Raw genomic sequence first — 25,354 nt, forward strand, 5'->3', positions numbered from 1 at the left:
GCATGTCTCGTCCGATACAGGCGAGCCTGGATTTGCAGGCTCTGCGTCACAACCTGGAAGTGGTGCGTCGCGCAGCCCCCCGGTCGCGCGTCTGGTCGGTGGTCAAGGCGAACGCCTACGGCCACGGGCTCGACCGCGTCTGGTCGGCGCTGGGCGCCACCGACGGCTTTGCGATGCTCAATCTCGAAGAGGCGATTCTGCTGCGCGAGCGCGGCTGGAAAGGCCCGATCCTGATGCTGGAAGGCTTTTTTCACGCCGATGAACTGCCGCTGTTCGATAAATACCGGCTCACCACCAGCGTACACAGCAACTGGCAGTTAAAAGCGCTGGCCGGGGCGAAGCTAAACGCCCCGCTGGATGTCTATCTCAAAATCAACAGCGGCATGAACCGCCTGGGCTTCACGCCGGAGCGGGTCCACAGTATCTGGCAGCAGCTGAAAGCGATCGCCAACGTAGGGCAGATAACCCTGATGGCGCACTTCGCCGACGCCGACCGGCCGGACGGCATCGACGCGGCGATGGTGCGCATTGAGCAGGCCGCGGAAGGCATTGACGCGCCGCGCTCGCTCTCCAACTCCGCCGCCGCGCTCTGGCATCCGCAGGCGCATTTCGACTGGGTGCGCCCCGGCATCGTGCTCTACGGCGCATCGCCGAGCGGGCAGTGGCGCGATATCGCCACCAGCGGCCTGCAACCGGTGATGACGCTGAAAAGCGAGATTATCGGCGTGCAGACCCTCAAGCCGGGCGATACCGTCGGCTACGGTAGCCGTTACCGCGCCACGGGCGAGCAGCGTATCGGGATTGTGGCGTGCGGTTACGCCGACGGCTATCCGCGTCATGCGCCGGACGGCGCGCCGGTGCTGGTGGACGGCGTGCGCACCGGGATCATCGGCACCGTCTCGATGGACATGCTGACGGTCGATCTCACGCCCTGCCCGCAGGCGGGCATCGGCAGTCCGGTGGAATTGTGGGGCAACGAGATTAAAATTGACGATGTCGCCGCGGCCTGCGGCACGGTCGGGTATGAGCTGATGTGCGCGCTGGCGCCGCGCGTGCCGGTCAGCACACGCTAAAGGCGTAACGAAGGCCATAAAAAAGGGAAACCCACGGGTTTCCCTTTTGCTTTTATGTATTGCAGCAGGCGGTTATTCGTCGTCGTCTTCGGCCACTTTCAGGCCGATGCGGCGGATCTGGTTGTTTTCTTTTTCCGCCACCGTCCACGTCATGCCCGCGAAATCCACCTGATCGCCCACGACAGGCGCGGCGCCAATCAGCGCCAGCACCACCTCGCCGATGGTGCGGTTTTGATCCACCGCCGACTGGTCGTCCAGCCCGTAGATAAACGCCACATCGGAGAATTTCGCGTCCGCTTCGAGGATAAAATCGCCGAAGAACCGCTGGTCGAGCGCCACCGGCGGTGACTGGCTGAACAGCTTGCCAAGCGCAGGCAGGTCGCGCTCGCGGCCAATCACGCACAGCACATCGCCTTCACGCAGGCGGGTGCTGCCGGTCGGGTGCATCAGCTGATTTTCACGAAACAGCGCCGCGATGCGCGTCTCTTTTGGCATATGCAGGTCGCGCAGCGCCGCGCCGACGCACCATTTATCAGCGCTCAGCTGGTAAACAAACTGCTCCCACGGGTTTTCCGGGTGAATATCCAGCCCCACGCGCGACTGCGGGCGACCCACTTCCGGCACCACCACTTTGGCCTTTTTCGCGGCCCAGCCGAGCGTCGTGCCCTGGAAGAGCAGCGACACCAGCACCACGAAGAACGCCACGTCGAAGAACAGATTCGCGCGCGGAAGTCCGGCCATCATCGGGAAGACGGCGAGAATAATCGGCACCGCGCCGCGCAAGCCTACCCAGCTGATAAACACACGTTCGCGCAGGCTGAACCCGCGAAACGGCAGCAGTCCGGTAAAGATAGAGAGCGGACGGGCAACGAAAATCATCCACAGCGACAGCAGCAGCGCCGGGATGGCGATAGGCAGCAGATGTGACGGTGTCACCAGCAGGCCGAGCACCAGGAACATGCCGATCTGCGCAAGCCACGCCAGGCCGTCAAAGGTTTGCTGAATGCCGTAGCGGTTACGGATCGGTTTATTGCCGAGCACAAAGCCGCACAGGTAAACCGCCAGAATGCCGCTGCCATCCAGCGCCGTTGTCACCGAGAAGACCATGATGCCGCCGCTTAACGCCAGCAGCGGGTAGAGCCCGGAAGGCAGTGGAATACGGTTGATGGTTTTCAAAAGCAGCCAGCCGCCGCCCAGGCCAATGAGTATGCCGAGCCCGAACTGCTGAATAATGTGTACCAGGAACATCCAGCTCAGCGCGGTTTCATGTTCCTGAATCATCGAAATCAGCGTGATGGTGAGAAACACCGCCATCGGATCGTTACTGCCGGACTCAATCTCAAGCGTAGAGCTGACGCGCTCGTTCAGGCCTTTGCCGCCGAGCAGCGAGAAGACCGCCGCAGCGTCGGTGGAGCCGACTATCGCGCCAATCAGCAGCCCTTCCATGATGTCCAGATGAAACAGCCACGCGGCGGCCATGCCGGTCAACCCCGAGGTAATCAGCACCCCGACGGTCGCGAGCGACAGCGCAGGCCCGAGGGCGACTCTGAACGAGCTTGCCTGGGTACGCATCCCGCCATCAAGCAGGATCACGGCCAGCGCCAGGTTACTTATCAGATACGCGAAAGGGTAGTTGTCAAACGGAATTCCGCCCACGCCATCCACGCCCGCAAGCATGCCGATAGCCAGGAAAATCACCAGAATGGGGATACCAAGACGTGACGAGAATGAACTTAACAGGATACTGCAGGTGACCAGTACCGAACCCAGAATAAAAAGACTAATTATCGTCCCGGCGTCCAACGTGCGCACTCTCCTCTGCTGATGGGTTTTTTAAAAACTTAACATACTAATTATGAATCAATCGGTTTAATTAGCACGGTGAATGACCTTTTCCGGGTGTTTCCGAGTGGATCGTTATCTTCAGGGTAACAGATGGCGCCGACCCGCCGGTTAGCATTTCGCAACGTTTTAAGCCGGGATGCGATGTTCATCGACAGTTCGGGATTTGTCTTACGTCTGCCGGGCGTCTGAACGCGCCTGGTCCGCTGTCGCGCTGACTGGCATCACGCGAAGCATGGTTGCAGGAGCTCTTCCGTCCAGCGCATGAAGGCTCTGACGCGCTGCGATAAATTGCGCCGGTGCGCAATGACAAAAGCCGCATCCAGCGGCTCGGGAGGGAGCTCGGGCAGGACTTCCACTAACTCGCCGCGCGCCATATAAGGCGCGAGGGTGGAATAGCCGCCCTGAATCAGGCCCAGGCCCGCCAGTCCCGCCCGGTGATACGCCTGTACGTTGTTGACGCTTACCGCGCCCGGCAGCATCAGCGAGGCATACCCCTCTTTTGTCGGGTACTCCCAGCCATACGGCTTTGAGCCAAAACGGTGCATGTAATGCACCATCCGGTGCCCCTGGCGGGTAAGATCCTCCAGCGTCTGCGGTACGCCGACGCGCGCCAGATAGTCCGGGCTTGCGGCATTAACCATGCGTAATTTTCCGAGCGGCCGGGCAACCAGCGTTTCATCAACGACAGGCCCGAGGCGGATCACGCAGTCAAATCCTTCCTGAATCAGATCGACCCGGCGATCGGTGCAGGAAAGCTCCAGTTCGAGTTCCGGGTGGGCGTCCAGCAACTGCGGCAGTGCAGGGATCACCATGTTTTCCGCTAACACCGCAGGCATATCGACCCGTAAGCGCCCGCGAAGCGCCGTCTTACTCTGAGAAAACATGGATTTCAGCTCGTCGGCTTCCGCGAGCAGATCGCGCGCGCGGGTATAAAACGCCTGTCCTTCTTGCGTCAGTTGCACCGTGCGGGTGGTCCGGTTCAGAAGCGTGGCGCCTATCTCCTGTTCAAGCTCGCGCACCACCACGGAGGCGCGGCCTTTCTGGATCCCTAAGCTTTCCGCAGCCTGCGTAAAGCTCTTCATTTCCGCCACGCGCGCAAAAATCATCAGCGGCTCAAGGTTTTTCATTGTTCTTCTCGCAAGTAACAGTGTGTTCTTTTTTAGCGTATTTATACCGATTTTAATACTTAATAGACTGTTTTCACACCGACGGACAACCAGAGCGTCAGGCGCTCCTGCAAAAAGGACCATTGTGTGAAATATAAACAACTCGGACGGACAGGCATGTTCGTGTCAGAACTGTGCCTCGGCACGATGACGCTCGGCGGCAACGCCGACGCGGGCGTGTGGTCTTCCATCGGCGCGGTCGCGCAGGAAGAGGCCAACCAGCTCATCGCGCAGGCGCTGGCGGGCGGCATTAATTTTATTGATACCGCTGATATTTACTCCTTCGGCCAGTCGGAACGCATTACAGGCATTGCGCTGAAGGCACTCGGCGTGGCGCGCAGCGACATTATTCTCGCGACCAAAACCGGCGGCGTGATGGGGAAAGGGCCTAACGATCGGGGCGCGTCGCGCGGGCATATTATGGATTCTGTGCAAAGGAGCCTGGAACGGTTGCAGGTCGACCATATCGATTTATACCAGATCCACGCCAGCGACAGCGTCACGCCGGTTGAGGAGACGCTGCGCGCGCTTGACGATCTGACCCGCCAGGGCCTGGTTCGCTATGTCGGCGTCTCCAACTGGGCCGCTGGCCGCCTCGGTAAAGCGCTGGGCCTGAGCGAGGCGCTTCATGCCACGCGCTTTGAAACATTACAGGCCTATTATTCCATTGCCAGCCGCGACATTGAGCGCGAACTGGTGCCGCTGGTCAGCGAGGAAAATCTGGGGCTTCTCGTCTGGTCACCGCTCGCGGGCGGCTTGCTGTCCGGCAAATTCGGGCCGGGCGCCCCCGACGCGAGCGATGCGCGCCGCAGCACCTTCGATTTCCCGCCCGTCGACCGCGGTCTGGCCTGGCAATGCGTCGCCGAAATGCGGGTTATCGCACAGGCGCGTTCGGTATCGGTCAGCCAGATAGCGCTCGCCTGGCTCCTTGCCCGCCCTGCGGTCACCAGCGTCATTATCGGCGTAAAACGGCAGGAGCAGCTCACCGATAATCTTGGCGCGAGCAACATTACGCTTACCGCTGAAGAACGGGCGCGTCTTGATACGGTAAGCGCGCTGCCGCCGCATTATCCGGCATGGATGATTGCGCGGCAGGAGGCCCAGCGCTACCCACAACCCGCGGGCATTCATGCAGAGAATCACTAACCCGTCAGGCGCTTGATGCGCGTGCGTAAAATCCACTGTTGATAAGGAAAGGAAAATGAAAAAAGGCTATCTGGTGGCTCACGTCACCATCACCGATCCGGCTGCCTACGCGGAATATGCTGAAGCCGCCGCACAGGCCATGCAGCCCTTTAATCCAAAAATCGTGGCCTGGTCAGGGCAGTATGAAAACCTTGAAGGCGAGGCCCACGAAAAGCACCTCGTTTTCGAATTTGATTCGTTTGACGACGCGAAGCGCTTTTACGAAAGCCCGGCCTATCAGGCTGCCAAAGCCATGCGTTTAAAAGCTGCGACCGGCACGCTGGTGTTAGTGGAAGGGCCGGAAGTGTGATCTGCTGAGGAGGAATGTCCGCTTCGTGAAGGAAGCGGGCGTTGCGAATAATGCACAATGTTAGATTGATATCTCAGCACACATTTCTTATGAAATAGATACTCATATTCTGGCCTTGATCAAATAACATTGATCAGCATAATCAAAATATCTGTGGCTGAATAAGTTACTGGATAAACATCAGGTAGTGGTTTTAGGGTGTAGCTAGCTTTTCGTAACGCTCCTTATCTCCAGCTATGGCTGCGCCAGAGAACCTAATAATAACCATCTCGAAACTCCAGAACTCCACTACGAAAAGATCACCTGGAAACACAATGATGGAAACATTATCTTTACTGATATCTGGAATGGACGACAAATGGCCTATTGAGGTGAGTGTATGGATACTACTGAAGAACTCAATGGAACTTATTTCTATCGAGGGCATACCAATCTTTCTAATGGAGAGCTTTTGAGCATCATTTTTCTGGAAGAATTTTGTAATGAATTAGGCGTGGATTCCGTTTCCGCCGCCGCGATCCTGTCTGGTCAGCCGTGGTTAAGTACGAAAGGTAAGCCAAAAGGTGCAACGCTGGGTACCAGTGTTGTTTCAAAATATGCGAGGATCATCCTGAGGGATGCACGTTTACCTTTTGGTATAAGGATTCCTACGCCTGTAGGCGTCAGAATGCAGAAATCGAATAAACTGGCTGCTGTCATTGCCAGGTGGGTTCCCTGGATTGGCTGGGCTTCTCTTTCACTGAGTCTTTATCGGGTATCCACACGAACCCAGAAAAAGTATAATCTGATTGCCCGGCCAGCAGACCGCATTCTATGGACTTCATTCTGATGGCTATTACTGATGAAGTACTGGCGCTTTTTCGTGAAGAAATACCGGGTTATCTTGATCAGAACTGGAAAGAAGTACCGTTAGATCTGGACTCGGATTTATATGATTGCCCGCGGGACGATTTGGAAGATGCAATCAGGAAGTATAAGGAAAGATTTAATATTAGTCTTGACGATTTAAATTGGTCTTTATATTTTCCATGGGAATATAAATCATGCTTACAGCGCTGGTTTAAGCTGAATAAAAAAGATGTTGAGCTGACCCGCCGGCCCCTTACGATAAGAATGTTTGCAGCATCAGCGGAAGCAGGTAAATGGTTGTATGATTAAGCCGCGCCAGAAACCTGTATTTAAAAAAATATAATTTCCGCACCGTGCGTATTCTGTATAAAGTGATCTGTGCCTGGGCAGCCACACTGCTCAGGCACTCGTTTACTTCTACTTCACTTCCCTTGCTTAAACCCCTTTGCCGCCGCCACAGGCAACACCGGATGACCGCTGAGGCGCAGTTGTGCGCGTTCGCCGTCGTGGCGCAGTTCGCCATGCGCGCCGCAGCACCTTCGATTTCCCGCCCGTCGACCGCGATCTGGCACGCTGGTGTTAGTGGAAGGGGCGGAGGTTTAATTTATTGCGCGTTGATGTCCGCTTCGTGAGGGAAGCGGACATCAACTTTATCCCGTTCTGTGTATCAGGCGAGTTTAAAAATCGCCGTCGAGCGGTTTAGCTGCGCCGCCTGATCTTCCAGCGACGCGGCCGCCGCCGCGGCTTCCTGAACCAGCGCGGCGTTTTGCTGGGTCACTTCATCCATCTGATTAATAGCGATGCCCACGTGCTCAATACCGTTAACCTGCTCGCCGGAGGCGGTATAGATCTCAGACATAATTGTCGAGACGTTGCCGATCGCCGTGACGATCCCGGTCATGGTTTTGCCCGCCTGCGCGACCAGATCGGTGCCCTCCGATATGCGGTAATTCGATGTTTCAATCAGCGCTTTAATCTCTTTCGCTGCGGTCGAACTGCGCTGCGCGAGCGCGCGGACTTCGCTTGCCACCACGGCGAAACCGCGGCCCTGCTCGCCAGCGCGAGCCGCTTCCACCGCGGCGTTGAGCGCCAGAATATTGGTTTGGAAAGCAATGCTTTCAATGGTGCCGATAATATCGACCACGCTTTTTGAACTGTCAAAAATGGCCGCCATGGTGACGACGACTTTATCCACCACTTCGCCGCCCTGTTTCGCGACCTCGGACGCATCGGACGCCAGGCTGCTGGCGCTTTGCGCGTTAGAGGCGTTTTGCCTTACGGTCGCCGTCAGTTGCTCCATGCTGGCTGAGGTTTCTTCCAGCGAGGCGGCCTGCTGCTCCGTTCGTGCAGAGAGATCGGTATTGCCCATCGCGACTTCTTTAGAGGCGTTGTCGATAGAGGACGCGGCGGTCTGAATATCAGCGACCACCTTTTTGAGCTGCTCCTGCATGGCGGTCAGGGTGTCGATCAACACACCGGTCTCATCTTTTGAATGCGCCACCATACGGGTTGAGAGATCGCCTGCGGCAATCGCCTGGGCCGCTTTTACCGCTTCCCCAAGCGGAAGGGTAATGGAGCGGGCAAGGACATAGCCTAAAGCGGAAGCGACGAGGACACCTAACAGCGCGCCGATAAACAGGGTCAGTTGGGTCTTCGTTTCAACGGAGTCGACAGAGTGCTGGCGTTCGCCGAGCAGACTTTTTTCGTCATTGACGATGTCATCAATGGTTTTACGCATTTGATCCATCTGCGACTTGCCCGTGTTGGCTTCAAAGGCGGCATTGAAACCTGCCTGCGTCATTGTCCCGGCATTGAGCGCGCGACGGTTTTCCAGCAGTTCAGTGACAAACTTATCCCGCCACTCTTGCTCCTGTTTAAGCAAATTATTCAGGCGCGTCTGCTGGGCAGGGTTATCCGCCGTTAAGCCTTTCGTTTCCTGCAAGAGTTTACCAAAATCCTCTTTGCCTGCATTCCACGGAGCCAGCATTTCCTCTTTACCATTAATGGCATAGCCGCGCAGACCGGTCTCCATATTCACCAGGCTTTGGGTCAGAGCACGGCTTTTATCAATGACGCGCCAGCTATGAATGTTCCAGGCGTTGGTATTAACGATGCTGGAAAAGTTATTATAAAATGTTGCGCATAATAACAGCAGCAAAGCTAAAACAGCGCCAAAGGCAAAAAAGAACTTTTTCGTGATAGGTAAATTCCTGAACATTTAAACCTCGTCCTGAATAAGATGACAGAGCCGCGTGAAGCGCCGTGAACAGATAAGTTATCGGCACGGGCTTTTCTGGCTTTAACTGAAATTGATAAAAGCAGAGACGGCGGAGAATATATCCTTTCCGGCTTTTTTGTTTTGTGGGTATATTCAAACGGATAGCGCGCTATAAAGGCTGGCGCCGCTGTCATAATCTATTCGTCGCGGCGTTTCTGCGGCCCTAAAAATGCACGGAGAGTCTTTACGAGCCAGCGAAATCAGACGGTGATCTTCGCCCTGGCTGTGCAAAACGAGGGGAGGTGCCGTTTCCTCACGCGGCCAGCCTCAGGCGACGATGAAGTGAACTCATCTCCTGTGCGCCGCGCTGAAACCCGCTGCCCGTTACCGTCCGCGCACAGCAACTGGCCTGGCCATTACAGGAAAGCACCACGGTAGAGATATTTACTCGTCAGATTCAACTTCACAGGCTCATAAATATTCCGTTTCGTAATGAGAGATTTAAATAAGAACCGAATCATGATGATCCTTATTAGCTGAGGCTACAGATGAGTAAAACCATTGAGTTAATGTGCCATTCTTAAACGACATGGCTAAAAATAATAAATTCAATAACATCCTTGTTTTCATGATGGATTGCTTTCATGGCAGAGAATGCACTCAACGAGAAGGTGAGGTTTGATTTATCCATTTTTTACGGTGGGCCACGAAGCATTAAGAAGGTGTTGCTTGCCGCGCATACCGAAGCCCGGGCCGGGGCTTTTATGCTGACAGGATTAGCGGGAAGCTTTATTGTGACAGCCGATAACGAAAGACGGCGGTTGCTCTGAGAAAACGAGGCGACCGCTCTGCTGAGAAAAAGGAGCACCCATGCTGACGTTTCGCCCTATGTGTGAGGAAGAATATCCCGCTTATCTGGAGTATTTCATTACGGACTATGCGCAAGAAATTGCCGCCAACTATCGGCTTTCTGAGGAAGAGGCGCTGACAAGCGCAAAACAGGAGATTGCCGCCATGCTTCCCGAAGGCGTGAATACACCGGGCCATGTATTGTTGTGTCTGCTGGTGCAAGATGAGAGCAACCACAAGCATACTGGTTACCTCTGGTATAAACCCGACCCCGGTATGCAAACCGTCTTCATCTATGATTTTCATATTTTCACCGCCTGCCAGGGGCGGGGGCTGGGTAAAGACGCGCTTCGGGCGTTTGAGGATGAAATGCGGGCCAGGGGTGTTGAGCAGATCAGGCTTCGCGTGGCAGGCAATAACGCGCGAGCACGCCATGTCTACGAGGCCAGCGGGTTTGGAGTGACGGGCATCAATATGAGCAAGAGTATCAAACGTGAATAAGGGCAGGCAGGCGAACGCCTTGGGGCATATTTTTTGTAAGGGAAAGCTGAAGCGTTGCGCTGATATTCCGTTTTCTTATTCGTCTGACTTCCGGCCCGAGGTGAGTGCCAGAATCTTGCAAGGATTCAAACCATCCCAATGCCGGTTTTAATGATTGCTTTCTCGCTCAAGTTTTAACTGCACCGACTTTAATGTTCTCTGCCTGATTAACCCACTTCCGGCACGGATCGCCAGCCAGTACAGGGCCATCTTGCGGCGGGTGGGGCCGTCAGGACAGTAGATAAATGTCTCCGTACTCAATTCATGCGCTCCTTCCGCGAGCGGTCTTACCCGGTAGCGCAGCAACAACTTCGCGCTGCCTGCTTTCACTGCCGTTTCATAGGCCGCGACATCCGGCACCGTTTCCAGGCCAAAGTCAGCCCGCCAGAATTGTCCCCGTAGGCCAAAACAGAGTTCAGAAGCCGAACTGCGCAAAGGCGTAAAGCTATGCAATCCAAAGTCGCCTCCCGCATTGCCGGATGAGTTGCTCCGGCATCGCTGCGGCAACTGACGTACTGACATTAACGCGCGTATGACCGGGTCCTGGTGCATATCGAACTCTGCAATGCAGGGTAAAATTTTGTTCGGGTAAGACGTTCTGATAACCGCGCTGTGTTTTTCATGGAACTGAAACACGGGCAGAAACGATGGAATATCCTGCCATTCAGCCAGCGCTTTTTTTGTAACGAATCCAGCTCTGAACATATTTGCCCTCCATTATGTTGCGATACCTCTCGCTGTCGCCCGGCGCAAACAAGACGCCCGGCGGCTCAGGCACACCATTCACTGCCCGTATATAAACCCCTTTGCCGCTGCAACAGGCAACACCGGATGACCGCTGAGGCGCAGCTGCGCGCGTTCGCCATCGTGGCGCAGTTCGCCATGCGCGCCGAGCGGCAGCGTGACGGTCTCCTGCTCATGGCCGAACGCAAGGCCGGTCAATACCGGGATCGCGAGCCGCTCGCGCAAAAGGGCGGCGACGCTCTCAAGATTGTAACCGTCGTCGTAATCGTTCACGGCGGCGGCGGAGAAGCTTCCCAGGATCAGCGCCTTCTGGCGCGCCAGAATCCCGGCCGCGTGCAGTTGCAGCAGCATACGTTCAACGCGGAACGGGTGTTCGTTGATGTCTTCCACCACCAGAATGCCGCCCTCGATGACCGGCATCCACGGCGTACCGGTGATGGATGCCAGCATCGCCAGATTACCGCCCCAGACGGTGCCTGCGGTTTCGCAGGGCGCGCCGTCGCTGCGCCACGCCAGCGTAAACTGCGGTTCGGTCAGCGCCTGCCAGAAGTGTCGCCAGGTAAAATCGTTCATCTCCGGCGCGCCGAAATTACCGGCAAGCATCGGCCCGCTGAAGGTTATCGTGTTGCCGCGCGCCAGCAGGAGCATCTGTAGCGCCGTGAAATCGCTGTGGCCGCAAATCAGCAGCGGATTTTCCCGCTGGCGGGCGATTAAGGGCTTTGAATCAAAGCGCTCCAGCAGGCGCGTCATCCCGTAGCCGCCGCGTACCGGCATCACGATCGGGGCATTTTCAGACAATGCGCTTAAGGCCTGTAAATCGCCAAGACGCTCATCGTCACACCCGGCGAAACGCTGCATCCGGCGCGTGATAACCTGCTGATTTTTTACCGTTATTCCGGCATCTTCCAGGCGGCGCACCCCGCGCCAGGCGGCGTCCTGATTAATGCAGTAACCCGACGGGGCGATGAGATGAACAGAGACCATAACAAATCCTTGCTGACATACCAGGCGAAACCGCTATCATGCCGCTAACCTTAGCGGTTGTCATCCGGATGCCTGCGCGGCCTCCCGGCGTGATGCGTCGTTTAGCACTGATATCGAAAGGAAAGTTGCGTGAAATTAAGATGGTTGATGTGGTTAGTGGTGTTCCTCGCCGGGTGTTCTTCCACGCCGGATTATAAAAACCCGCCCTGGAACCCAGAGGTGCCGGTGAAACGCGCAATGCAGTGGATGCCGATTACCGAAAAAGCCGGCAACGCCTGGGGCGTGAGCCCGCGTCTGGTGACGGCGATTATCGCGGTGGAGTCCGGCGGCAACCCGACGCTCGTGAGTAAATCCAACGCTGTCGGCCTGATGCAGATTAAAGCGTCCACCGCCGGGCGCGAAGTCTACCGTTATATGGGCTGGAGCGGCGAGCCGACGTCCAGTGAGCTGAAAAACCCGGAGCGCAATATTTCGCTCGGCACCGCGTACTTAAGCATTCTTGAACACGGCGTGCTGAAGGGCATTGAGGAGCCGGAGACGATGCAGTATGCGCTGGTAGTCTCTTATGTGAATGGCGCGGGCGCGCTGCTGCGCACCTTCTCCTCCGATCGCAAAGCGGCGATTGAGAAGATTAACGACCTGAGCCCGGATGAATTTGTCGAACATGTCGCGAAAAATCATCCGGCGCCGCAGGCCCCGCGTTATATCTGGAAAGTGCAGCAGGCGATGAACGCCATGTAATCAGCGCACCCGGCTGGCTTTTTCCCGGGCGATACGCTCCAGCGCGAAGATAATGCGCTGGAGCTCGCGCTCAGTGCCCGGGCTTACGTTTAAGAAGCGAAAGCTCAGGCGCGGCGTGGCGATGGTCTCGTTTTTACTGTCCACCACTTTGCGCTCGCTGATGGTCAACAGCTGCGCGTCGACGCGAAATTTTCCCCACTCCAGCAGATCAAGCTCCAGCGGCGAGAACTGCATCCCCGCTTCCAGCCCTTCCGGCAGAGTGCCTTCCAGCAGCGTTCCCATGCCGCCGAGCGACAGATCCTGCAGGCGGCCGCGAAACAGTTTGCCGTCCGGCATCCGCGCCAGGCTGTAAAACTGCGGCTGCACCGGCGCGGTGATGCGAAAATGCTCGCGGCGCTGCACAAACCAGACGGCTTCCGGCAGCGGGGCGACAAAGGCAGGCAGATCCTGAAACTCCCCGACGTTCAGCGCAGGCAGATTAAATTCCACCTTCGCGCCCTGGGCTTCGGCGCTGAACTGAATATTTTTCGCTTTTTGCACGGCCTGGTTTTCGCCCGCCTGGCTGCCGAAATCCAGCACCAGTTGTTCCGGCGACGCCTCAAGAATACGGCTGATAAACTGCCAGCTACCCCAGGAGAGGCGAATCGGCGCCTGGCTTTTTTGCAAGTCGCGTAAAATCCCCAGCACGGCCAGCGGATTTTGCTTCAGAAACTGCTCACTGTAATTGCTCACGTCGCGTGATTCCTCAAATGACTGACAGAGAGATGTGGACGGTTATCGGCCTGCTCGCCCGAAACTTAAGATTTATCCTAAAATATATTTATTTCAGTATGAGGATAATCCGAGCTTACCGGAAGAATCTTTTTTTATTACCTATACTTGAACCACTTCGGTTTGACGCGCTTTGCGCCAGACCATTCAGTGAGACTTAACCAAGAGGGTGGAGACTATGGGTATTTTGTCATGGATCGTATTTGGGCTTATTGCGGGCATCATTGCCAAACTGATCATGCCGGGCCGTGACGGCGGCGGTTTTATCCTGACCTGCGTGCTCGGTATTGTCGGTGCGGTGGTCGGCGGCTGGCTGGCGACGTTCTTCGGGATTGGCGGTAGTGTGACGGGCTTTAACCTGCCGAGCTTCCTGGTGGCGGTGGTCGGCGCCATTGTGGTGCTGCTGATCTTCCGCATGCTACGCAGGGATTAAAAAACGGTCCCTGCGGACCGTCTGAATCTGCCAGAGAAAACGGCCCCGCGGGGCCGTTTTTTTATGTCTGAATCAGAAGTCGTAGCCGACCGTGGCGGTCACGCTCCGCTCCGCGCCCCAGTAGCAGTTAGTGGTATAGCAGCCGGAGATATAGTCGCGATCGGTCAGGTTATTGGCCGTCACCTGCACAAACGCGCCTTTCAGCGCGCTGTTCCACGCGCCGAGATCGGCTTTCACCATCGCATCCATCAGCGTCACGGAAGCGACGCGGCGGGTGTCCTGGTCATCCGCCCACTGTTTGCCGATGTAACGCACGCCCGCGCCCGCGCTAATGCCATAGTCAAACTGATAATGCGCCCAGAACGACGCCATCTGATCCGGCGTCAGCAGCGGCGTATTGCCATCTTTCCCGCCGAGAGAATCTTCAAAACGCACGCGATTCCAGGTGTAGCCCGCAATGGTGCTCAGACGCGGCGTCAGCTGGTTGCGCGCTTCAATCTCCACGCCCTGCGATTTCACGTTGCCGACCGCCTGGTAGCTGGAGGTGGCGATGTTCTCGTCACGCTGGGAGACATCTTTTTGCTTCAGATCGTAGAGGGCAATGGTGTACATATCCGACGTGCCCGGCGGCTGATACTTCAGGCCGCCTTCATACTGTTCAGAGGTGCTCGGCTTCAGCATATCGCCGCGCGCGTCATACAGAATCGACGGCGTAATCGCCTGGCTGTAGCTGATATACGGCGACAGGCCGTTTTCAAAGGCGTAGAGCAGCGAGGCGCGGCCGCCCACGTGATCATCAGAGCGGCGAATCGTCGTGCCTGCGGTGTTGCTGACCTGTTTCGCCACAATACGGTCATAACGCCCGGAAAGCGTGGCGTGCCAGCGATTCCAGGCCATCTCATCCTGCAAATAGACGCCGGTCTGGTAGTAACGACGGTTAAAGTCGTTGGTGGAAGTGATGACGTGACCGGTTTGCGGCGTATAGCCGGTGAACGGGTTATACGGCGCGGCAGTGCCATAAGCGCCCTGAATATCATTACGGAAGCGATGATATTCCGCCCCCAGCACAGCCGTGTGATTCACCTCGCCCGTGGCGAAATCGGCCTGTAAACGGTTGTCGGTTGACCAGGCGTTCAATGACTCCTGATATCCGACATAACCGCGGGAAAGGGTGTTGGTGTCGCCAATCCAGCCATTCTGGTAAACCTGAGCCAGCGAGGCGTTGCTGTGGGTATAACTGCCGCTGGAGTGTACTGACCAGGTCTCGTTAAAGCGGTGATCAAACTCCGCGCTGTAAATCTGCTCGCGGCGCTGATAACCATCGCCCGGATCGCCTTCGTTATAGCTCGGGCTGACTTTGCGGCCATTGTGGGCATAGAGCGAGCCTTCGGCGGGCGACGAGCCGTGGTAACCGCCGGACGGATCTTTTTGCAGATAGGCGCGCAGCAGCAGGCTGGTGTCGCTGTCCGGCTGCCAGAGCAGAGAAGGCGAAATGGCGTAGCGCTCCTCGCGCGTGTTGTCGTACTGGGTATCGGTGTTGCGGGTAATACCGATAATGCGATAGGCCCACTGATCGTTAATCGCGTCCGTGTAATCAAACGCCGCGCTTTTCGTATTCTGCGTACCGGCGGAGAGGCGGAAGTGACCTTCGGCATCGAACTGCGGACGCTTAGCGGTGAGATTCACCAACCCGCCCGGAATGGTCTGGCCGTAAAGGGCGGAAGACGGGCCTTTGATAATATCCACACGCTCAATAAACCACGGATCGATTTGCAGCACGTTATGGCTGCCGCCGTCGCTCATAAGCCGCATGCTGTCGAGGAAGATGTTGTCCACGTCGCCGCCGTGAAAACCGCGCAGCGCCAGCGCGTCAAAGCGGGTCGCGCCGCCGCCGACATTAGAGAAAACGCCAGGCGTGTAGTTGAGCGCCTGCGTAAAGGTGCTGGCCCCCTGATCTTCCATCTGCTGACGGGTGACCACGGAAACTGACTGCGCGGTGGTGATCAGCGGCTGATCGGTTTTGGTCGCGCCCGTACTGCTTTTTACCGTATAGCCTTCGGTGGGCGAGGCGGCGGTTTGCGCGGGGGCGGCGCTTACGGTGATGGTCTCTTCGGCGAACGTGGCGTGAGGCGCGGCCAGCGCCAGCGCGCACAGCGCCGCGGAGCGTTTCAGGGTTAAAGCCATGGTCATTGTTGTCTTCTCTGGTTGCCAGCTGCTCCCTGCATGACAGGGACGTAACGAGATGTAATAAAGAATGCGAATTATTATCGTTAACAACAAGAGATACAACTAACAGAATTGGCGGGGACGATATATTCGGGCGGAGATGACGCGGCAGAGGTAAAAACTGCCCTCGTGAGAGGGCAGTGGTGTTGAGGAATAGCGTTACTGTGCCGGGGCGGGAGCTGGTTGCGTGCCGGATTTTTCCGGCGCGGCAGGCGCGGCATCAGCAGGCGCTTTCTCGCTGGCCGGTGCTGGCGTTTCCGCTTTTGCCGGCGCAGACGTTTCCGCCCTGGCCGGCGCCGGAGTTTCCGCTTTCGCCGGTGCAGCCGCCTCTGCCGGTTTGCTCAGCATTTTCCCTTCCTGCTGCTGTGGCGCGCGCTCGCTCCCCGGACGGTTCTGCGGCACGTTATCACACGGTTTTTCAGTACCGCACAGCAGGTCGAGCATTTTCAGCGTCACGCCGTTGGTCCAGCCGAAGCCGTCCTGGAGCGGGTATTCACCGCCGCCGCCGCCCGTACCGGTAGAGGAGACGTCATATTTCTCCACCAGTTTCTGCTCGCGGTTATAGGTATGCTGAACGTTGGTCAGGAACCGCCAGGTGACGTCCATCGCCAGATCTTTCTGCCCGTAATTCATCAGACCTTCGGTGGCGACCCATTGCAGCGGCGCCCAGCCGTTCGGCGCATCCCACTGCTGGCCGGTCTTCTCGGTGGTAGTGACAATGCCGCCCGGTTTCAGCAGCTGCGCGCGGGTCGCGGCCGCCACTTTCTCGGCGCGATCCTGCGCCGCGGCTTTCACATACAGCGGGTAGAGCGCGGCGGCGGTCAGCTGATCGCGCACCTTGTTGGTTTTCAGATCGTAATCCGCATACCAGCCATGTTTCGCGTTCCACAGATGGTTTTCGATCGCCTGCTGACGCTGGCTCGCGAGCGATTCATAGCGGGCGGCGCCTGCGCTGTCGCCAGCGGCTTTGCTGGCGCGCGCCAGAGTTTTTTCCATCTGGAACAGCAGGGCGTTGAGATCCACCGGCACGATGCTGGTGGTACGGATAGAGCCGAGCTGTTGCGGGTTATCCATCCAGCGCGAACTGAAATCCCAGCCGGACGCCGCGCCCGCGCGCAGATCGCGGTAGATATCGGTCGCCGGGCGATCCGGGTTATTTTTGGCGGTGGTCACGTCATCAAGCCAGGATTCGGTACGCGGCGCGGCGCGATCGTCCCAGTAGCGATTCAGCACCGCGCCATCTTTCAGTTTCACCACGCGCTCGTGGGCATCGCCAGGCGCCAGATTTTCGCTGCCTTCCATCCAGTACGCGTACTCTTTTTGCAACTGCGGCAGGTATTTTTTCAGCGTCTCGTCGCCGCCGTCATGGGTAGCCAGCAGCTCCACCATGAAAGAAAAGAACGGCGGCTGGGAACGGCTTAAGTAGTAGCTACGGTTGCCGTTCGGGATATGGCCCCAGGCGTCGATTTCATGGGCGAAGTTATCGACCATATCCTGCACTTTATCCCAGTGGTTGCTCTCGGCGAGCCCCAGCATGGTGAAGTAGGTGTCCCAGTAATAGACCTCGCGAAAACGCCCGCCCGGCACCACATAAGGCTTCGGCAGCGGCAGCAGGGAATCCCATTTGCTGGCGGAATCCGTCGAGCGGGTCAGCACCGGCCACAGGCCGTCGATATGCTCGCGCAGGCTCTGTCCGGCGGGCGGGACATAGGCTTCGCCTTTCTGCGGCAGGGTAAAGTTCAGCTCGACGAAATGGCGCAGGTCAAAGCCTGACTGGTTACGCTGCATACGGTAATCGGCCAGGATCATCAGCGGATCGCTGTTCGGCACCGCGTCGGCGAAGGTTTTCTGATCGGGGAACAGCTTCGCGCTCTGCACATCCGTAAACAGCGGGCCGAGAAGCTGGTCCGGCGGCTGCGGCGCGGCGCGCTCGGCGCCCGGCGCATCTTCCGCGCTGGCGGGCAGGGTGGAGAAAGCCAGCAGCGCGCCGCTAAGGGCGACCTGAATGGCGAAAAACAGCGTCCGGGGACGGCGCGTGACGGATTGTGACATCAATGAATTCTCCTTAAGGGGCGCAGCGCACACCACTGCGAATCAACCATATGAAAACCTTAGACGAATATTCCCGTTTCGAGAGTGGGTAAAGGGGATATTTCTGTTTTTCGCCTCCGGTTCAGCCGCGGTTTAACTCTGCCGTGGCGACGTGCGCCGGTGTATAAGCGTCACGGGCACCCGTTCAATGCGCGCCGGGCCATCCGGATGCCGGGCGCGCTCGGCAAGCGTCGTCAGCGCCCGTGCGGCGAGCGTCGTCACATCCTGATCGAGCGTGGTGAGCTGGTAAGCCTCCCAGGCCGTTTGCGGCGTGTTATCGAACCCGATCAGATGAAAATGCCGCGGCGCGGTTTTCCCCCGCCGCCGCATACCATCGAGAAAGCCGCAGGCGAGCTGCGCGTTGGCGCAGAAAATGCCGTCCGGCAATACGCGCGCGTCGAGCGCCGCCGCCAGCCCGCCCTCGTAGCCCTCCTGCGGCGCGTAAAGCGTCGTCACGTGCGTCTCCACGCTGACGCCGCGCGCGCCAAGCGCTGTCAGAAACGCCGCGCCGCGCTGCTGTCCGGCCCAGGTCGAGTGTTGATAATTAAGCCAGCCGAAGCGCTGACAACCCGCATTGCGCAACTGAACGGCGGCAAGCGCCGCGCCCTGCGCATTGTCAGAGCAGACCGTATCCACCGTGGCGCAGGCAGGCGGGCGGTTGATGCCCACCACCGGGATCTGATGCTGTACGCACTCCTTGACGATAGCCTCCGGCGGCTGGCCGGAGGTCACCACCACGCCGGAAACGCGGTACTGCATAAAGCGGCGCAGGGTCGTTTCAAGGCCGCTCTCGTCGGAAATCTCCGTCACCAGCGCCTGATAACCGCGCCGTGAAATGGCATTAAGCAGCGCCTCCAGCAGCGCGCTGCGAAACGGATCGCCGATGCGCGCGACCACCACGCCGATAAGCTGGCTGCGCTGGCGGTTCAGCCCCTGCGCCAGAAAATTGACCTGATACCCGAGCTCAGCGGCGGCGGCCAGCACCCGCGTTTTGGTGTCCGGCGAAATGCTGCCGCTGTCGCTGAACGCGCGGGAGACCACGGCGCGCGAGACGCCCGCCCGCGCGGCGACATCCTGCGCCGTGACGGTCCCTCGCGTCTGGCGCGGCTTCATGGGCGCGCCAGCGTGTATTGCTGACCCTCTTCAACGAAAAACAGCGCCGGATGGCGCGCGCAGGCGTCGCGAATAGCAGAAATATCCGCTTCCCGGCAGTGATAAAGCCCCAGCGCGGGCAGTTGCAGGCATTCGCACACCGTCAGGCAGGAGGGGAAATCGCCGTGGGAGGCGTCATCGTCCAGCGCCCGCCAGGAGGCGCACTCCTGAAACGCGAGCGTCGCGCCCGCCATCAGCGCCAGGCTGTCGGGCGTCGGCCTGCCGTCGCCGCTGTAGAACAGCGCCGTCCGTATCGATGCGCAGCGCCCGGCACGGGATCTCATGCTGGGTCGGCGCGCTGCGGATGCGCCAGTCGCGCCACGCCATGTCGCCGGTGATATCCCGCCAGTCGATGGCAAAACAGAACGTCGTCTGCGGCCAGACCGCCAGCAGCGCCTGCTGCAACAACACCGCGCGCTGTTCGGGCTGGCAGTAAATGATGAGCGGCTTAACGCGCCCGACGCTTTTCCACTGGTTTAGCAGCGGCGCCAGCCCGGCGCAGTGGTCCGGATGCACATGGGTAAACCAGATGACATCGATGGCGTTAATATCGGTCTGTCGCTGCCAGAGCGCGCGCGGAATGGTCGGGCCGCAGTCAACCAGCCACTGCCCGTCGCCCTTAATTAATATCGCGGAGGTATTTTGCTGCGTGGCGAAAGCGCTGCCGCTGCCGAGCACATCGATAATCATTTTCTCACCTGTTTTATCGCTCACTTAATTAAATTGTCACAAAGGCGCGACAAAGTAGGCGCCTATCATGTCGGGGCGAAGTTGCAATTTTTTTACAGCGCAATGAACACGTGTTCATTGATAAAAAAACGCGCCGGAACGCAGGTGGAAAGAATGAGTTATTTACAGATATCGCAATTAACGCTGCGCTACGGCGACAATACCGTACTGCATGGGATTGATTTACCGGTGGATCGCGGCGAGATGATTGCGCTGCTCGGCCCCTCGGGCTGCGGGAAGACCTCGCTGTTAAATGCGCTGTGCGGATTTGCTGAGGTGAATAGCGGCGCTATTTTCCTGGGCGGCAGAAATATTACCGCGCTGCCGCCGGAGCGGCGCAATATTATTATGGTCTTTCAGAGTTACGCCTTATGGCCGCATTTAACGGTGGCGCAAAATATCGGTTTTGGATTAACGGTGCGTAAATTACCGAAGGCCGATATTCAGGCGCGCATTAAAAAAATGCTGGCGCTGGTGAAGCTAACCGGCTTTGAAGAACGCAAAATCAGCGCGCTTTCGGGCGGCCAGCGGCAGCGCGTGGCGCTGGCCCGGGCGCTGGCGGTGGAGCCGGATGTCCTGGTGCTCGACGAGCCGCTTTCCAACCTCGACGCCCGCGTACGTCTCAGCGTGCGCCACGAAATCAAAACTCTGCAACAGCAGCTCGGCTTTACCTCGCTCATCGTCACCCACGATCAGGAAGAGGCGCTGGTCATGGCGGATCGCGTGGCGGTGCTGAACCAGGGGCGCATTGAGCAGACCGGCACACCGCAGGCCATCTGGCGGCAGCCGGCGACGCCGTTCGTGGCCGACTTCATGGGCGCGACCAACCGCCTGCAGACGCAGGCGGAGATGGTGTGTTTTCGAAGCAGCGACGTGGCGATAAGCGCCGCGCAAACGGCTGCGCCGTGCGCCGGACTGACGCTTGACGGCGTTATCGAGCAGAGCGCGTTTATGGGCCATCAGTATCGCCACAGCGTGCGGGTCAGTCAGCAGTTAATTCAGGCGGACAGCCCGCAGTGCTGGCCCGTCAACGCCGCCGTCGCGCTGCATGTTCCGGCGCAGGCGCTGCATCGTTTTCATTCGTAATTTTTTACTCACACAGTCGGGGATATCTCATGTTTGCGAAAACCACTCTTGCGCTTATGGCGGCGCTTTCGTTCGGGACGGCGGCCAGCGCGCAGGCGGAAACGGTACTGAACGTGGCGACGGCGGGCGACCAGAATATGGTCGATTACGTCAAAACGTTCCTGGCGCCCCGTTTTGAGGCGACCCATCCGGGCGTCACCATTCGCGTAGTCGGCACGGGGCCGGGGGACGCGGGCTCGAACAAAATTATCGAAAAACTGACCGCGCAACAGCAGAGCGGGGCCGCGCAGTGGGATATGGATGTGGCGGTGGTGCACCAGAAAGCGGGCGGAGAGCTGGTGCAAAAAGAGCTGCTGGCCGCGTTTCGCGACCAGATCCCCACCGGGAAAATGGTCTCCCAGGAGAGCGCGCGCAATGCGCTTGGCGTTAACGTGGACGGCTACGTGATGCCGATGTTCCTGAGCCAGACGGCGCTGGCGTATAACAGCGAGCTGGTGAAAACGCCGCCTGCCTCGTATGACGAACTGGTGCAGTGGGCGCAGAAAAACCCGAAGGCGTTTGGCTATAACGGCATCAAAAACGGCATGTCCGGCGTGAGCTTCGTGGTGGGCTGGATCTACGCTTACGGCACCGACGCGGCGCGCCTCAGCGCGCAGCCGTACGATAAAAGCGTCGAGAAAAGCTGGGCGCCCGCGTTCGAAAAACTCAAAGCCTTTAACCAGAATGTGACCTTTACGCCGGGCAACGCCGGGACGCTCGACATGCTAAGCCGTGGTGAAATCGCCATGGGCCCGGTGTGGGTGGATATGTTTTACAGCTGGAAAGATCAGGGCAAGGTGCCGCCGTCGCTGAAGCTCGCGCTGATTGCGCCGGGAATGCCGGGCCAGCCGATGTATTACGTCGTGCCCGCCAAAGCGGCGCAGGCAAAACTCGCCAGGGAATTTATCGCGCTCGCGACCAGCCCCGAGGTGCAGGCGCAGGGCATTGTGAAGCAGTTCAACTGGTATCCGGGCATCGACGCGCAGTATGTCAAAGCGCAGCTCGACGCGCCGACCTGGCAGAAACTGTTTGCTGAAATTTCGCCGCAGACGCTGGCCCGTTATGGCAAAAGCTTCCCGATAGCGCCGTACTTTGACGACATCAAAGAAGGCTACGAAAGCCAGGTCTCAAACTGATCCCGCGCGCCCGGCGGCTACGTCGGGCGCTTTCCGGTGACTATGCGGAACTGCCGATGAAACACTCCTTTCGTTACGGCCTGCTGGTGGCGCCTGCCGCGCTGCTGACCGCCGTGCTGTTTTTATACCCGCTGGGCTTTTCGCTGGCTTCGGCGTTTATCACCGATGCTCCGGCGTTCACGCTGGCGCACTTTACCAAAGTTGTTGACCTCTACTCGCAGGACATTCTGTTCTCGCTGGTGATTGTGCTGGTCGCGGTGGCCGTGCTGGCGCTGATTGCCGTGGCGCTCTCCGGCGTGATTGTGCTCTCGCCATACCGCGGGCTGGCGCGCGCTTTCGGGCTGCTCTACCGGTTGCCGCTGTTTATTCCGTTTATCGTGACGGCGCAGATGATGCGCACGTTTCTCGCCAAAAACGGCCTGATGAATAACGCGCTGGTGGCAAGCGGGCTTTTCACGCCGCTGGAAACCGTCTCGTGGCTTGGCTGGAAAGGCATCCTTATTACGTTCGTCTGGAAACAAATGGCGTTTGTGACGTTGCTGACCTGCGGGGCGATGGCCTCGGTGGAGCCAGCGCAGATCCAGGCGGCGAAAAATTTCGGCGCCTCGCGAATAAGGATCCTGTTGCAGGTGCTGTTGCCGCAGGCCTTGCCGACGCTTGGCGTGGCGCTGGTGCTCTCCACCGTCACGATGCTCTCGGTGCTGTCGGTGCCGCTGATGATAGGCACCGGCACGCCCACCATGATGACCGTCGATATGGCGTTCCGCGTCAGTTCCTACGGCGATTACCACGTGGCGAACGCGCTGGGCGTTATTTCGTACCTGATATGCGCGCTGCTGTCGTGGTTTTACCTGCGCCATACGCTTAAAGAAAAAGGAGCCCACGCATGAGCCCGATGGCTGACAATACGCTCGTGGCCCCGGTGCGGCGCGCGCGCCTGACGCCGTTTCGCGCAGGCCTCTTCTGGCAGACGCTGCTGCTGGTTTTGCTGATGCTTATCCTGCTCGGCCCGGTGCTGAATCTGCTTATCTGGTCGGTGGCCGAGAGCTGGTACTTTCCGCACGCGCTGCCCGCGCAGTGGGGGATGAAATACTGGTCGCAGGTATTCAGCCCGTACAGCGATGTCTCGGGCTCGCTACTCACCAGTATCGGCGTCGCGCTGCTCACCGTGGCGGTGTGTCTGGCGGTGGCGGTGCCCGCCGGCTATGCGCTCTCGCGCCGGGGAATGCCGCTGCGCTTCTTCTTTATGCTGCTGTTTCTGATCCCGCAGGCGTTTCCGGGGCTCACGGTCTACATGAACGTGGCGCGGCTTTTTTATCAGTGGGGGCTGAACGGGACGGTGACGGGCGTGGTGCTGGTGCACAGCGTTCACGGCATGATGTACGCCATCTGGATAAGCGTGGCGGCCTTCAGCAGCGTCGATCCGCTGCTCGCCCGCGCCGCGCGCAATCTCGGCGCGAGCGCGACGTATACCTTTTTTCGCATCGTGCTGCCGCAGGCGGCGCCCGGTATTATCGCCGCCAGTATTTTTGTGTTTCTGGAATCGCTGGATGAGTTTACCGGCGCGTTTTTCGTCGGCGCGCCGGATATCAGCACGCTGCCGCTGCTGCTCTATAACGCCAGCATGTCCGGCAACTACCAGATCTCATCCATTACCGCGCTGATCCTGCTGGTGCCGTCGGTGGTGTTTATGCTGGTGGTGAATAAATTCATGCGCCCGGAGATGCTTTCAAAGCTCGGCAAGTAGCCTTTATGCATCTGTGCCGAACAGCGTCTGCGTCGCATGGCTGGCGCGCGTGAGCAGGGCGACGGCTTCTTCTGCCGAGCGCAGATTGGCGTAGCCGACAATCAGCCCGTAGCGTTTGTCGGGCCGCCGGTACCAGGGCGACAGTGCGCTTACGTGCAACTGGTGCTGCTGCCAGAGGCGGGCGAGCGCTTCGTCGCAGGTCGCGGTTTTCAGATACGCCACCACGTGCATCCCGCCATCCTCCAGCGGCGTCTCAAACACGCCGGGGTAAACGGCGTGCAGCGCCGTGATAGCCATCGCGCGCCGCTGCTGGTAAAGCGCGCGCATTTTCCGCAGGTGCGTATAGAACTCGCCCCCGGTGAGAAACGCCGCGAGGATCTTTTGCATCAGTAACGGCTGGCCGCCCGTCAGCAGCGCGCCGCTCTCCAGAAACGCATGCCGCGCCGCGCGCGGCATCACCAGATAGCCGATGCGCACTGACGGCATAATGGTTTTACTGAAGGTGCCGATGTAAACCACGCGATCGTCGGTATCGAGGCTTTTAAGCGACGGCAGTACGTTGCGGGTGAAGTGAAATTCGCCGTCGTAATCATCTTCCACAATCCATGCATTATGGCGCGACGCCCACGCCAGCAACTGCTGTTTACGCGGCAGCGACAGCGACACGCCAAGCGGGCTGTGGTGCGTCGGCGTGACAATCGCGAGCCGCGCGTCCGGGTGGTGGCGTTGCAGATAATCCACCTGTAAGCCCTCGTTATCCACCGGCACGGCGTACAGATGCGGCGTGAGCGTATTCAGTAATCGCTGGCCCAGGAAATAAGCCGGGTCTTCCATCGCCACGCTTCCTTCACGGCCCAGCAGCGCCTGCACAGTGAGCAGCAGATTGCCGCGATAGCCGTTCGTGATAAAAATGTCATCCGCGGTGCACGCCACGCCGCGTGACAGCGTCAGGTAACTTGCGATAGCGGCCCGCAGCGGCGCGTAACCCGCAACCGGCGGGTTCACCATCTCTTCCGGGCGCATGGCGCGCGTCGCTCTCGCGCTCAGCAACAGCCACTTTTTATAGGGAAACTGATCCAGCGAGGGAAGCCCAGGGCGCAGAAAGCCGTCGTGTTCGTCAGACGCCAGCAGCGCGTCGTCATCGCCCGTTACCGCGGGCGCTGCCTGCGCCAACTGCGCAGGCACCGTGAGCGCCGGATTCACCTGCGTGCCCTGCGGGCCGCGGCTCACCAGATACCCTTCGCCCACCAGCACCGCGTAAGCCGCCTCCACGGTTTTCTTCGCCACCTGTAACTCCTGCGCCAGCACGCGGATGGACGGCACGCGATCGCCCGGCTTCAGAAGCCCGTCGTGGATATTCTGGCGGTAACGCTGGTAGATCTCGCGATAGCCTGGCTTCATGTCCTGCCTCGTTAAACGTTTTTTGACCCTTTTTACTAT

At 58.6% G+C, this 25,354-nt stretch carries 23 protein-coding genes and 3 pseudogenes; 14 read left to right on the forward strand and 12 right to left on the reverse strand.

Annotated features, from left to right (window positions below):
• Window positions 1-2: 2 nt before the first annotated feature.
• Window positions 3-1,073, forward strand: a complete 1,071-nt coding sequence (gene dadX / locus AACV31_RS03000) for a catabolic alanine racemase DadX (protein ID WP_165154464.1) — start codon at window positions 3-5, stop codon at window positions 1,071-1,073.
• A 72-nt stretch (window positions 1,074-1,145) separates the two neighbouring features.
• On the opposite strand, the gene AACV31_RS03005 is transcribed toward dadX, so the two are convergent.
• Window positions 1,146-2,876 carry a potassium/proton antiporter gene (locus tag AACV31_RS03005; RefSeq protein ID WP_007762188.1) on the reverse strand — a complete coding sequence of 577 codons (1,731 nt, stop codon included), beginning with the start codon at window positions 2,874-2,876 and terminating at the stop codon, window positions 1,146-1,148.
• Between the two features lie 263 nt (window positions 2,877-3,139).
• Window positions 3,140-4,045, reverse strand: coding sequence for a LysR substrate-binding domain-containing protein (locus tag AACV31_RS03010; protein ID WP_165154462.1), 906 nt, complete (start codon window positions 4,043-4,045; stop codon window positions 3,140-3,142).
• Between the two features lie 126 nt (window positions 4,046-4,171).
• Between AACV31_RS03010 and AACV31_RS03015 the strand changes: the two genes are divergently transcribed.
• The 5 genes and pseudogenes from AACV31_RS03015 (at window position 4,172) to AACV31_RS03035 (ending at window position 6,737) form a co-directional block, all read left to right on the forward strand.
• The gene (locus tag AACV31_RS03015; RefSeq protein ID WP_165154460.1) at window positions 4,172-5,230 is read left to right on the forward strand and encodes an aldo/keto reductase; all 1,059 of its coding nucleotides are present in this window, start codon (window positions 4,172-4,174) and stop codon (window positions 5,228-5,230) included.
• Window positions 5,231-5,285: 55 nt separating this feature from the next.
• On the forward strand, window positions 5,286-5,579 hold the full coding sequence (locus tag AACV31_RS03020) for a DUF1330 domain-containing protein (protein WP_075198515.1): 294 nt from the start codon (window positions 5,286-5,288) through the stop codon (window positions 5,577-5,579).
• A 221-nt stretch (window positions 5,580-5,800) separates the two neighbouring features.
• A pseudogene (locus AACV31_RS03025) lies at window positions 5,801-5,949 on the forward strand (type VI secretion system tube protein Hcp); the annotation flags it as partial.
• A 9-nt stretch (window positions 5,950-5,958) separates the two neighbouring features.
• Window positions 5,959-6,408 carry an STM2901 family protein gene (locus tag AACV31_RS03030; protein ID WP_165154458.1) on the forward strand — a complete coding sequence of 150 codons (450 nt, stop codon included), beginning with the start codon at window positions 5,959-5,961 and terminating at the stop codon, window positions 6,406-6,408.
• The gene (locus AACV31_RS03035; protein WP_075198517.1) at window positions 6,393-6,737 is read left to right on the forward strand and encodes a DUF1493 family protein; all 345 of its coding nucleotides are present in this window, start codon (window positions 6,393-6,395) and stop codon (window positions 6,735-6,737) included. Before AACV31_RS03030 ends, AACV31_RS03035 begins: the two co-directional genes overlap by 16 nt.
• 113 nt (window positions 6,738-6,850) lie before the next feature.
• On the opposite strand, the pseudogene AACV31_RS03040 reads toward AACV31_RS03035, so the two are convergent.
• Window positions 6,851-6,958, reverse strand: a pseudogene (locus AACV31_RS03040) (muramoyltetrapeptide carboxypeptidase); the annotation flags it as partial.
• Window positions 6,959-7,095: 137 nt separating this feature from the next.
• Window positions 7,096-8,646 carry a methyl-accepting chemotaxis protein gene (locus tag AACV31_RS03045; protein WP_165154456.1) on the reverse strand — a complete coding sequence of 517 codons (1,551 nt, stop codon included), beginning with the start codon at window positions 8,644-8,646 and terminating at the stop codon, window positions 7,096-7,098.
• Window positions 8,647-9,290: 644 nt separating this feature from the next.
• Here AACV31_RS03045 and AACV31_RS03050 point away from each other — a divergent pair.
• Window positions 9,291-9,476, forward strand: coding sequence for a hypothetical protein (locus tag AACV31_RS03050; protein ID WP_165154454.1), 186 nt, complete (start codon window positions 9,291-9,293; stop codon window positions 9,474-9,476).
• A gap of 40 nt (window positions 9,477-9,516) precedes the next feature.
• Complete coding sequence (locus AACV31_RS03055) at window positions 9,517-9,996, forward strand: GNAT family N-acetyltransferase (RefSeq protein ID WP_165154452.1); 480 nt, start codon at window positions 9,517-9,519, stop codon at window positions 9,994-9,996.
• Between the two features lie 147 nt (window positions 9,997-10,143).
• Here AACV31_RS03055 and AACV31_RS03060 read toward each other — a convergent pair whose 3' ends face one another.
• Window positions 10,144-10,740: a hypothetical protein gene (locus AACV31_RS03060; protein WP_075198521.1), complete on the reverse strand. Its 597-nt coding sequence runs from the start codon at window positions 10,738-10,740 to the stop codon at window positions 10,144-10,146.
• Window positions 10,741-10,818: 78 nt separating this feature from the next.
• Window positions 10,819-11,763, reverse strand: coding sequence for a muramoyltetrapeptide carboxypeptidase (gene ldcA / locus AACV31_RS03065; RefSeq protein ID WP_165154450.1), 945 nt, complete (start codon window positions 11,761-11,763; stop codon window positions 10,819-10,821).
• 129 nt (window positions 11,764-11,892) lie between these two features.
• Between ldcA and emtA the strand changes: the two genes are divergently transcribed.
• Window positions 11,893-12,504, forward strand: a complete 612-nt coding sequence (gene emtA, locus AACV31_RS03070) for a membrane-bound lytic murein transglycosylase EmtA (RefSeq protein ID WP_075198523.1) — start codon at window positions 11,893-11,895, stop codon at window positions 12,502-12,504.
• Here emtA and ycgR read toward each other — a convergent pair whose 3' ends face one another.
• Window positions 12,505-13,236 (reverse strand): flagellar brake protein YcgR, encoded by a 732-nt coding sequence (ycgR, locus tag AACV31_RS03075; protein WP_075198524.1) that lies wholly within the window; start codon window positions 13,234-13,236, stop codon window positions 12,505-12,507.
• A gap of 217 nt (window positions 13,237-13,453) precedes the next feature.
• On the opposite strand from ycgR, the gene AACV31_RS03080 reads away from it, so the two are divergent.
• Window positions 13,454-13,708: a GlsB/YeaQ/YmgE family stress response membrane protein gene (locus tag AACV31_RS03080; RefSeq protein ID WP_007698637.1), complete on the forward strand. Its 255-nt coding sequence runs from the start codon at window positions 13,454-13,456 to the stop codon at window positions 13,706-13,708.
• A gap of 72 nt (window positions 13,709-13,780) precedes the next feature.
• On the opposite strand, the gene AACV31_RS03085 is transcribed toward AACV31_RS03080, so the two are convergent.
• The 4 genes and pseudogenes from AACV31_RS03085 to AACV31_RS03100 form a co-directional block, all read right to left on the reverse strand.
• Window positions 13,781-15,898 (reverse strand): TonB-dependent siderophore receptor, encoded by a 2,118-nt coding sequence (locus tag AACV31_RS03085; protein WP_165154448.1) that lies wholly within the window; start codon window positions 15,896-15,898, stop codon window positions 13,781-13,783.
• A gap of 195 nt (window positions 15,899-16,093) precedes the next feature.
• Window positions 16,094-17,986 carry an alpha,alpha-trehalase gene (locus tag AACV31_RS03090; protein ID WP_165154446.1) on the reverse strand — a complete coding sequence of 631 codons (1,893 nt, stop codon included), beginning with the start codon at window positions 17,984-17,986 and terminating at the stop codon, window positions 16,094-16,096.
• A gap of 132 nt (window positions 17,987-18,118) precedes the next feature.
• Window positions 18,119-19,138 (reverse strand): LacI family DNA-binding transcriptional regulator, encoded by a 1,020-nt coding sequence (locus tag AACV31_RS03095; protein WP_165154444.1) that lies wholly within the window; start codon window positions 19,136-19,138, stop codon window positions 18,119-18,121.
• Window positions 19,135-19,867: pseudogene (locus AACV31_RS03100) on the reverse strand (MBL fold metallo-hydrolase). Before AACV31_RS03100 ends, AACV31_RS03095 begins: the two are co-directional and overlap by 4 nt.
• Before the next feature lie 153 nt (window positions 19,868-20,020).
• On the opposite strand from AACV31_RS03100, the gene AACV31_RS03105 reads away from it, so the two are divergent.
• The 4 genes from AACV31_RS03105 to AACV31_RS03120 are packed head-to-tail and all read left to right on the forward strand — an operon-like array spanning window position 20,021 to window position 23,914.
• Window positions 20,021-20,992, forward strand: a complete 972-nt coding sequence (locus AACV31_RS03105; protein WP_165154442.1) for an ABC transporter ATP-binding protein — start codon at window positions 20,021-20,023, stop codon at window positions 20,990-20,992.
• Between the two features lie 29 nt (window positions 20,993-21,021).
• On the forward strand, window positions 21,022-22,167 hold the full coding sequence (locus AACV31_RS03110) for an ABC transporter substrate-binding protein (RefSeq protein ID WP_165154440.1): 1,146 nt from the start codon (window positions 21,022-21,024) through the stop codon (window positions 22,165-22,167).
• A 56-nt stretch (window positions 22,168-22,223) separates the two neighbouring features.
• Window positions 22,224-23,057 (forward strand): ABC transporter permease, encoded by an 834-nt coding sequence (locus AACV31_RS03115; RefSeq protein ID WP_165154438.1) that lies wholly within the window; start codon window positions 22,224-22,226, stop codon window positions 23,055-23,057.
• A 5-nt stretch (window positions 23,058-23,062) separates the two neighbouring features.
• Window positions 23,063-23,914 (forward strand): ABC transporter permease, encoded by an 852-nt coding sequence (locus AACV31_RS03120; protein WP_370458090.1) that lies wholly within the window; start codon window positions 23,063-23,065, stop codon window positions 23,912-23,914.
• A 3-nt stretch (window positions 23,915-23,917) separates the two neighbouring features.
• Here the strand turns inward: AACV31_RS03120 and pdxR are convergent, their stop codons facing one another.
• Window positions 23,918-25,315 (reverse strand): MocR-like pyridoxine biosynthesis transcription factor PdxR, encoded by a 1,398-nt coding sequence (gene pdxR, locus AACV31_RS03125; RefSeq protein ID WP_165154436.1) that lies wholly within the window; start codon window positions 25,313-25,315, stop codon window positions 23,918-23,920.
• Between the last annotated feature and the right edge of the window lie 39 nt (window positions 25,316-25,354).

Source organism: Cronobacter sp. EKM101R (genome assembly GCF_963888145.1).
GTDB lineage: Bacteria > Pseudomonadota > Gammaproteobacteria > Enterobacterales > Enterobacteriaceae > Cronobacter > Cronobacter turicensis.

Coding starts and splice junctions, on each gene's coding strand:
- dadX (WP_165154464.1), top strand. CDS start 3: ATGTCTCGTCCGATACAGGCGAGCCTGGATTTGCAGGCTCTGCGTCAC.
- AACV31_RS03010 (WP_165154462.1), bottom strand. CDS start 4,045: ATGAAAAACCTTGAGCCGCTGATGATTTTTGCGCGCGTGGCGGAAATG.
- AACV31_RS03020 (WP_075198515.1), top strand. CDS start 5,286: ATGAAAAAAGGCTATCTGGTGGCTCACGTCACCATCACCGATCCGGCT.
- AACV31_RS03030 (WP_165154458.1), top strand. CDS start 5,959: ATGGATACTACTGAAGAACTCAATGGAACTTATTTCTATCGAGGGCAT.
- AACV31_RS03035 (WP_075198517.1), top strand. CDS start 6,393: ATGGACTTCATTCTGATGGCTATTACTGATGAAGTACTGGCGCTTTTT.
- AACV31_RS03045 (WP_165154456.1), bottom strand. CDS start 8,646: ATGTTCAGGAATTTACCTATCACGAAAAAGTTCTTTTTTGCCTTTGGC.
- AACV31_RS03050 (WP_165154454.1), top strand. CDS start 9,291: ATGGCAGAGAATGCACTCAACGAGAAGGTGAGGTTTGATTTATCCATT.
- AACV31_RS03055 (WP_165154452.1), top strand. CDS start 9,517: ATGCTGACGTTTCGCCCTATGTGTGAGGAAGAATATCCCGCTTATCTG.
- AACV31_RS03060 (WP_075198521.1), bottom strand. CDS start 10,740: ATGTTCAGAGCTGGATTCGTTACAAAAAAAGCGCTGGCTGAATGGCAG.
- ldcA (WP_165154450.1), bottom strand. CDS start 11,763: ATGGTCTCTGTTCATCTCATCGCCCCGTCGGGTTACTGCATTAATCAG.
- AACV31_RS03080 (WP_007698637.1), top strand. CDS start 13,454: ATGGGTATTTTGTCATGGATCGTATTTGGGCTTATTGCGGGCATCATT.
- AACV31_RS03085 (WP_165154448.1), bottom strand. CDS start 15,898: ATGACCATGGCTTTAACCCTGAAACGCTCCGCGGCGCTGTGCGCGCTG.
- AACV31_RS03090 (WP_165154446.1), bottom strand. CDS start 17,986: ATGTCACAATCCGTCACGCGCCGTCCCCGGACGCTGTTTTTCGCCATT.
- AACV31_RS03095 (WP_165154444.1), bottom strand. CDS start 19,138: ATGAAGCCGCGCCAGACGCGAGGGACCGTCACGGCGCAGGATGTCGCC.
- AACV31_RS03105 (WP_165154442.1), top strand. CDS start 20,021: ATGAGTTATTTACAGATATCGCAATTAACGCTGCGCTACGGCGACAAT.
- AACV31_RS03110 (WP_165154440.1), top strand. CDS start 21,022: ATGTTTGCGAAAACCACTCTTGCGCTTATGGCGGCGCTTTCGTTCGGG.
- AACV31_RS03115 (WP_165154438.1), top strand. CDS start 22,224: ATGAAACACTCCTTTCGTTACGGCCTGCTGGTGGCGCCTGCCGCGCTG.
- AACV31_RS03120 (WP_370458090.1), top strand. CDS start 23,063: ATGGCTGACAATACGCTCGTGGCCCCGGTGCGGCGCGCGCGCCTGACG.
- pdxR (WP_165154436.1), bottom strand. CDS start 25,315: ATGAAGCCAGGCTATCGCGAGATCTACCAGCGTTACCGCCAGAATATC.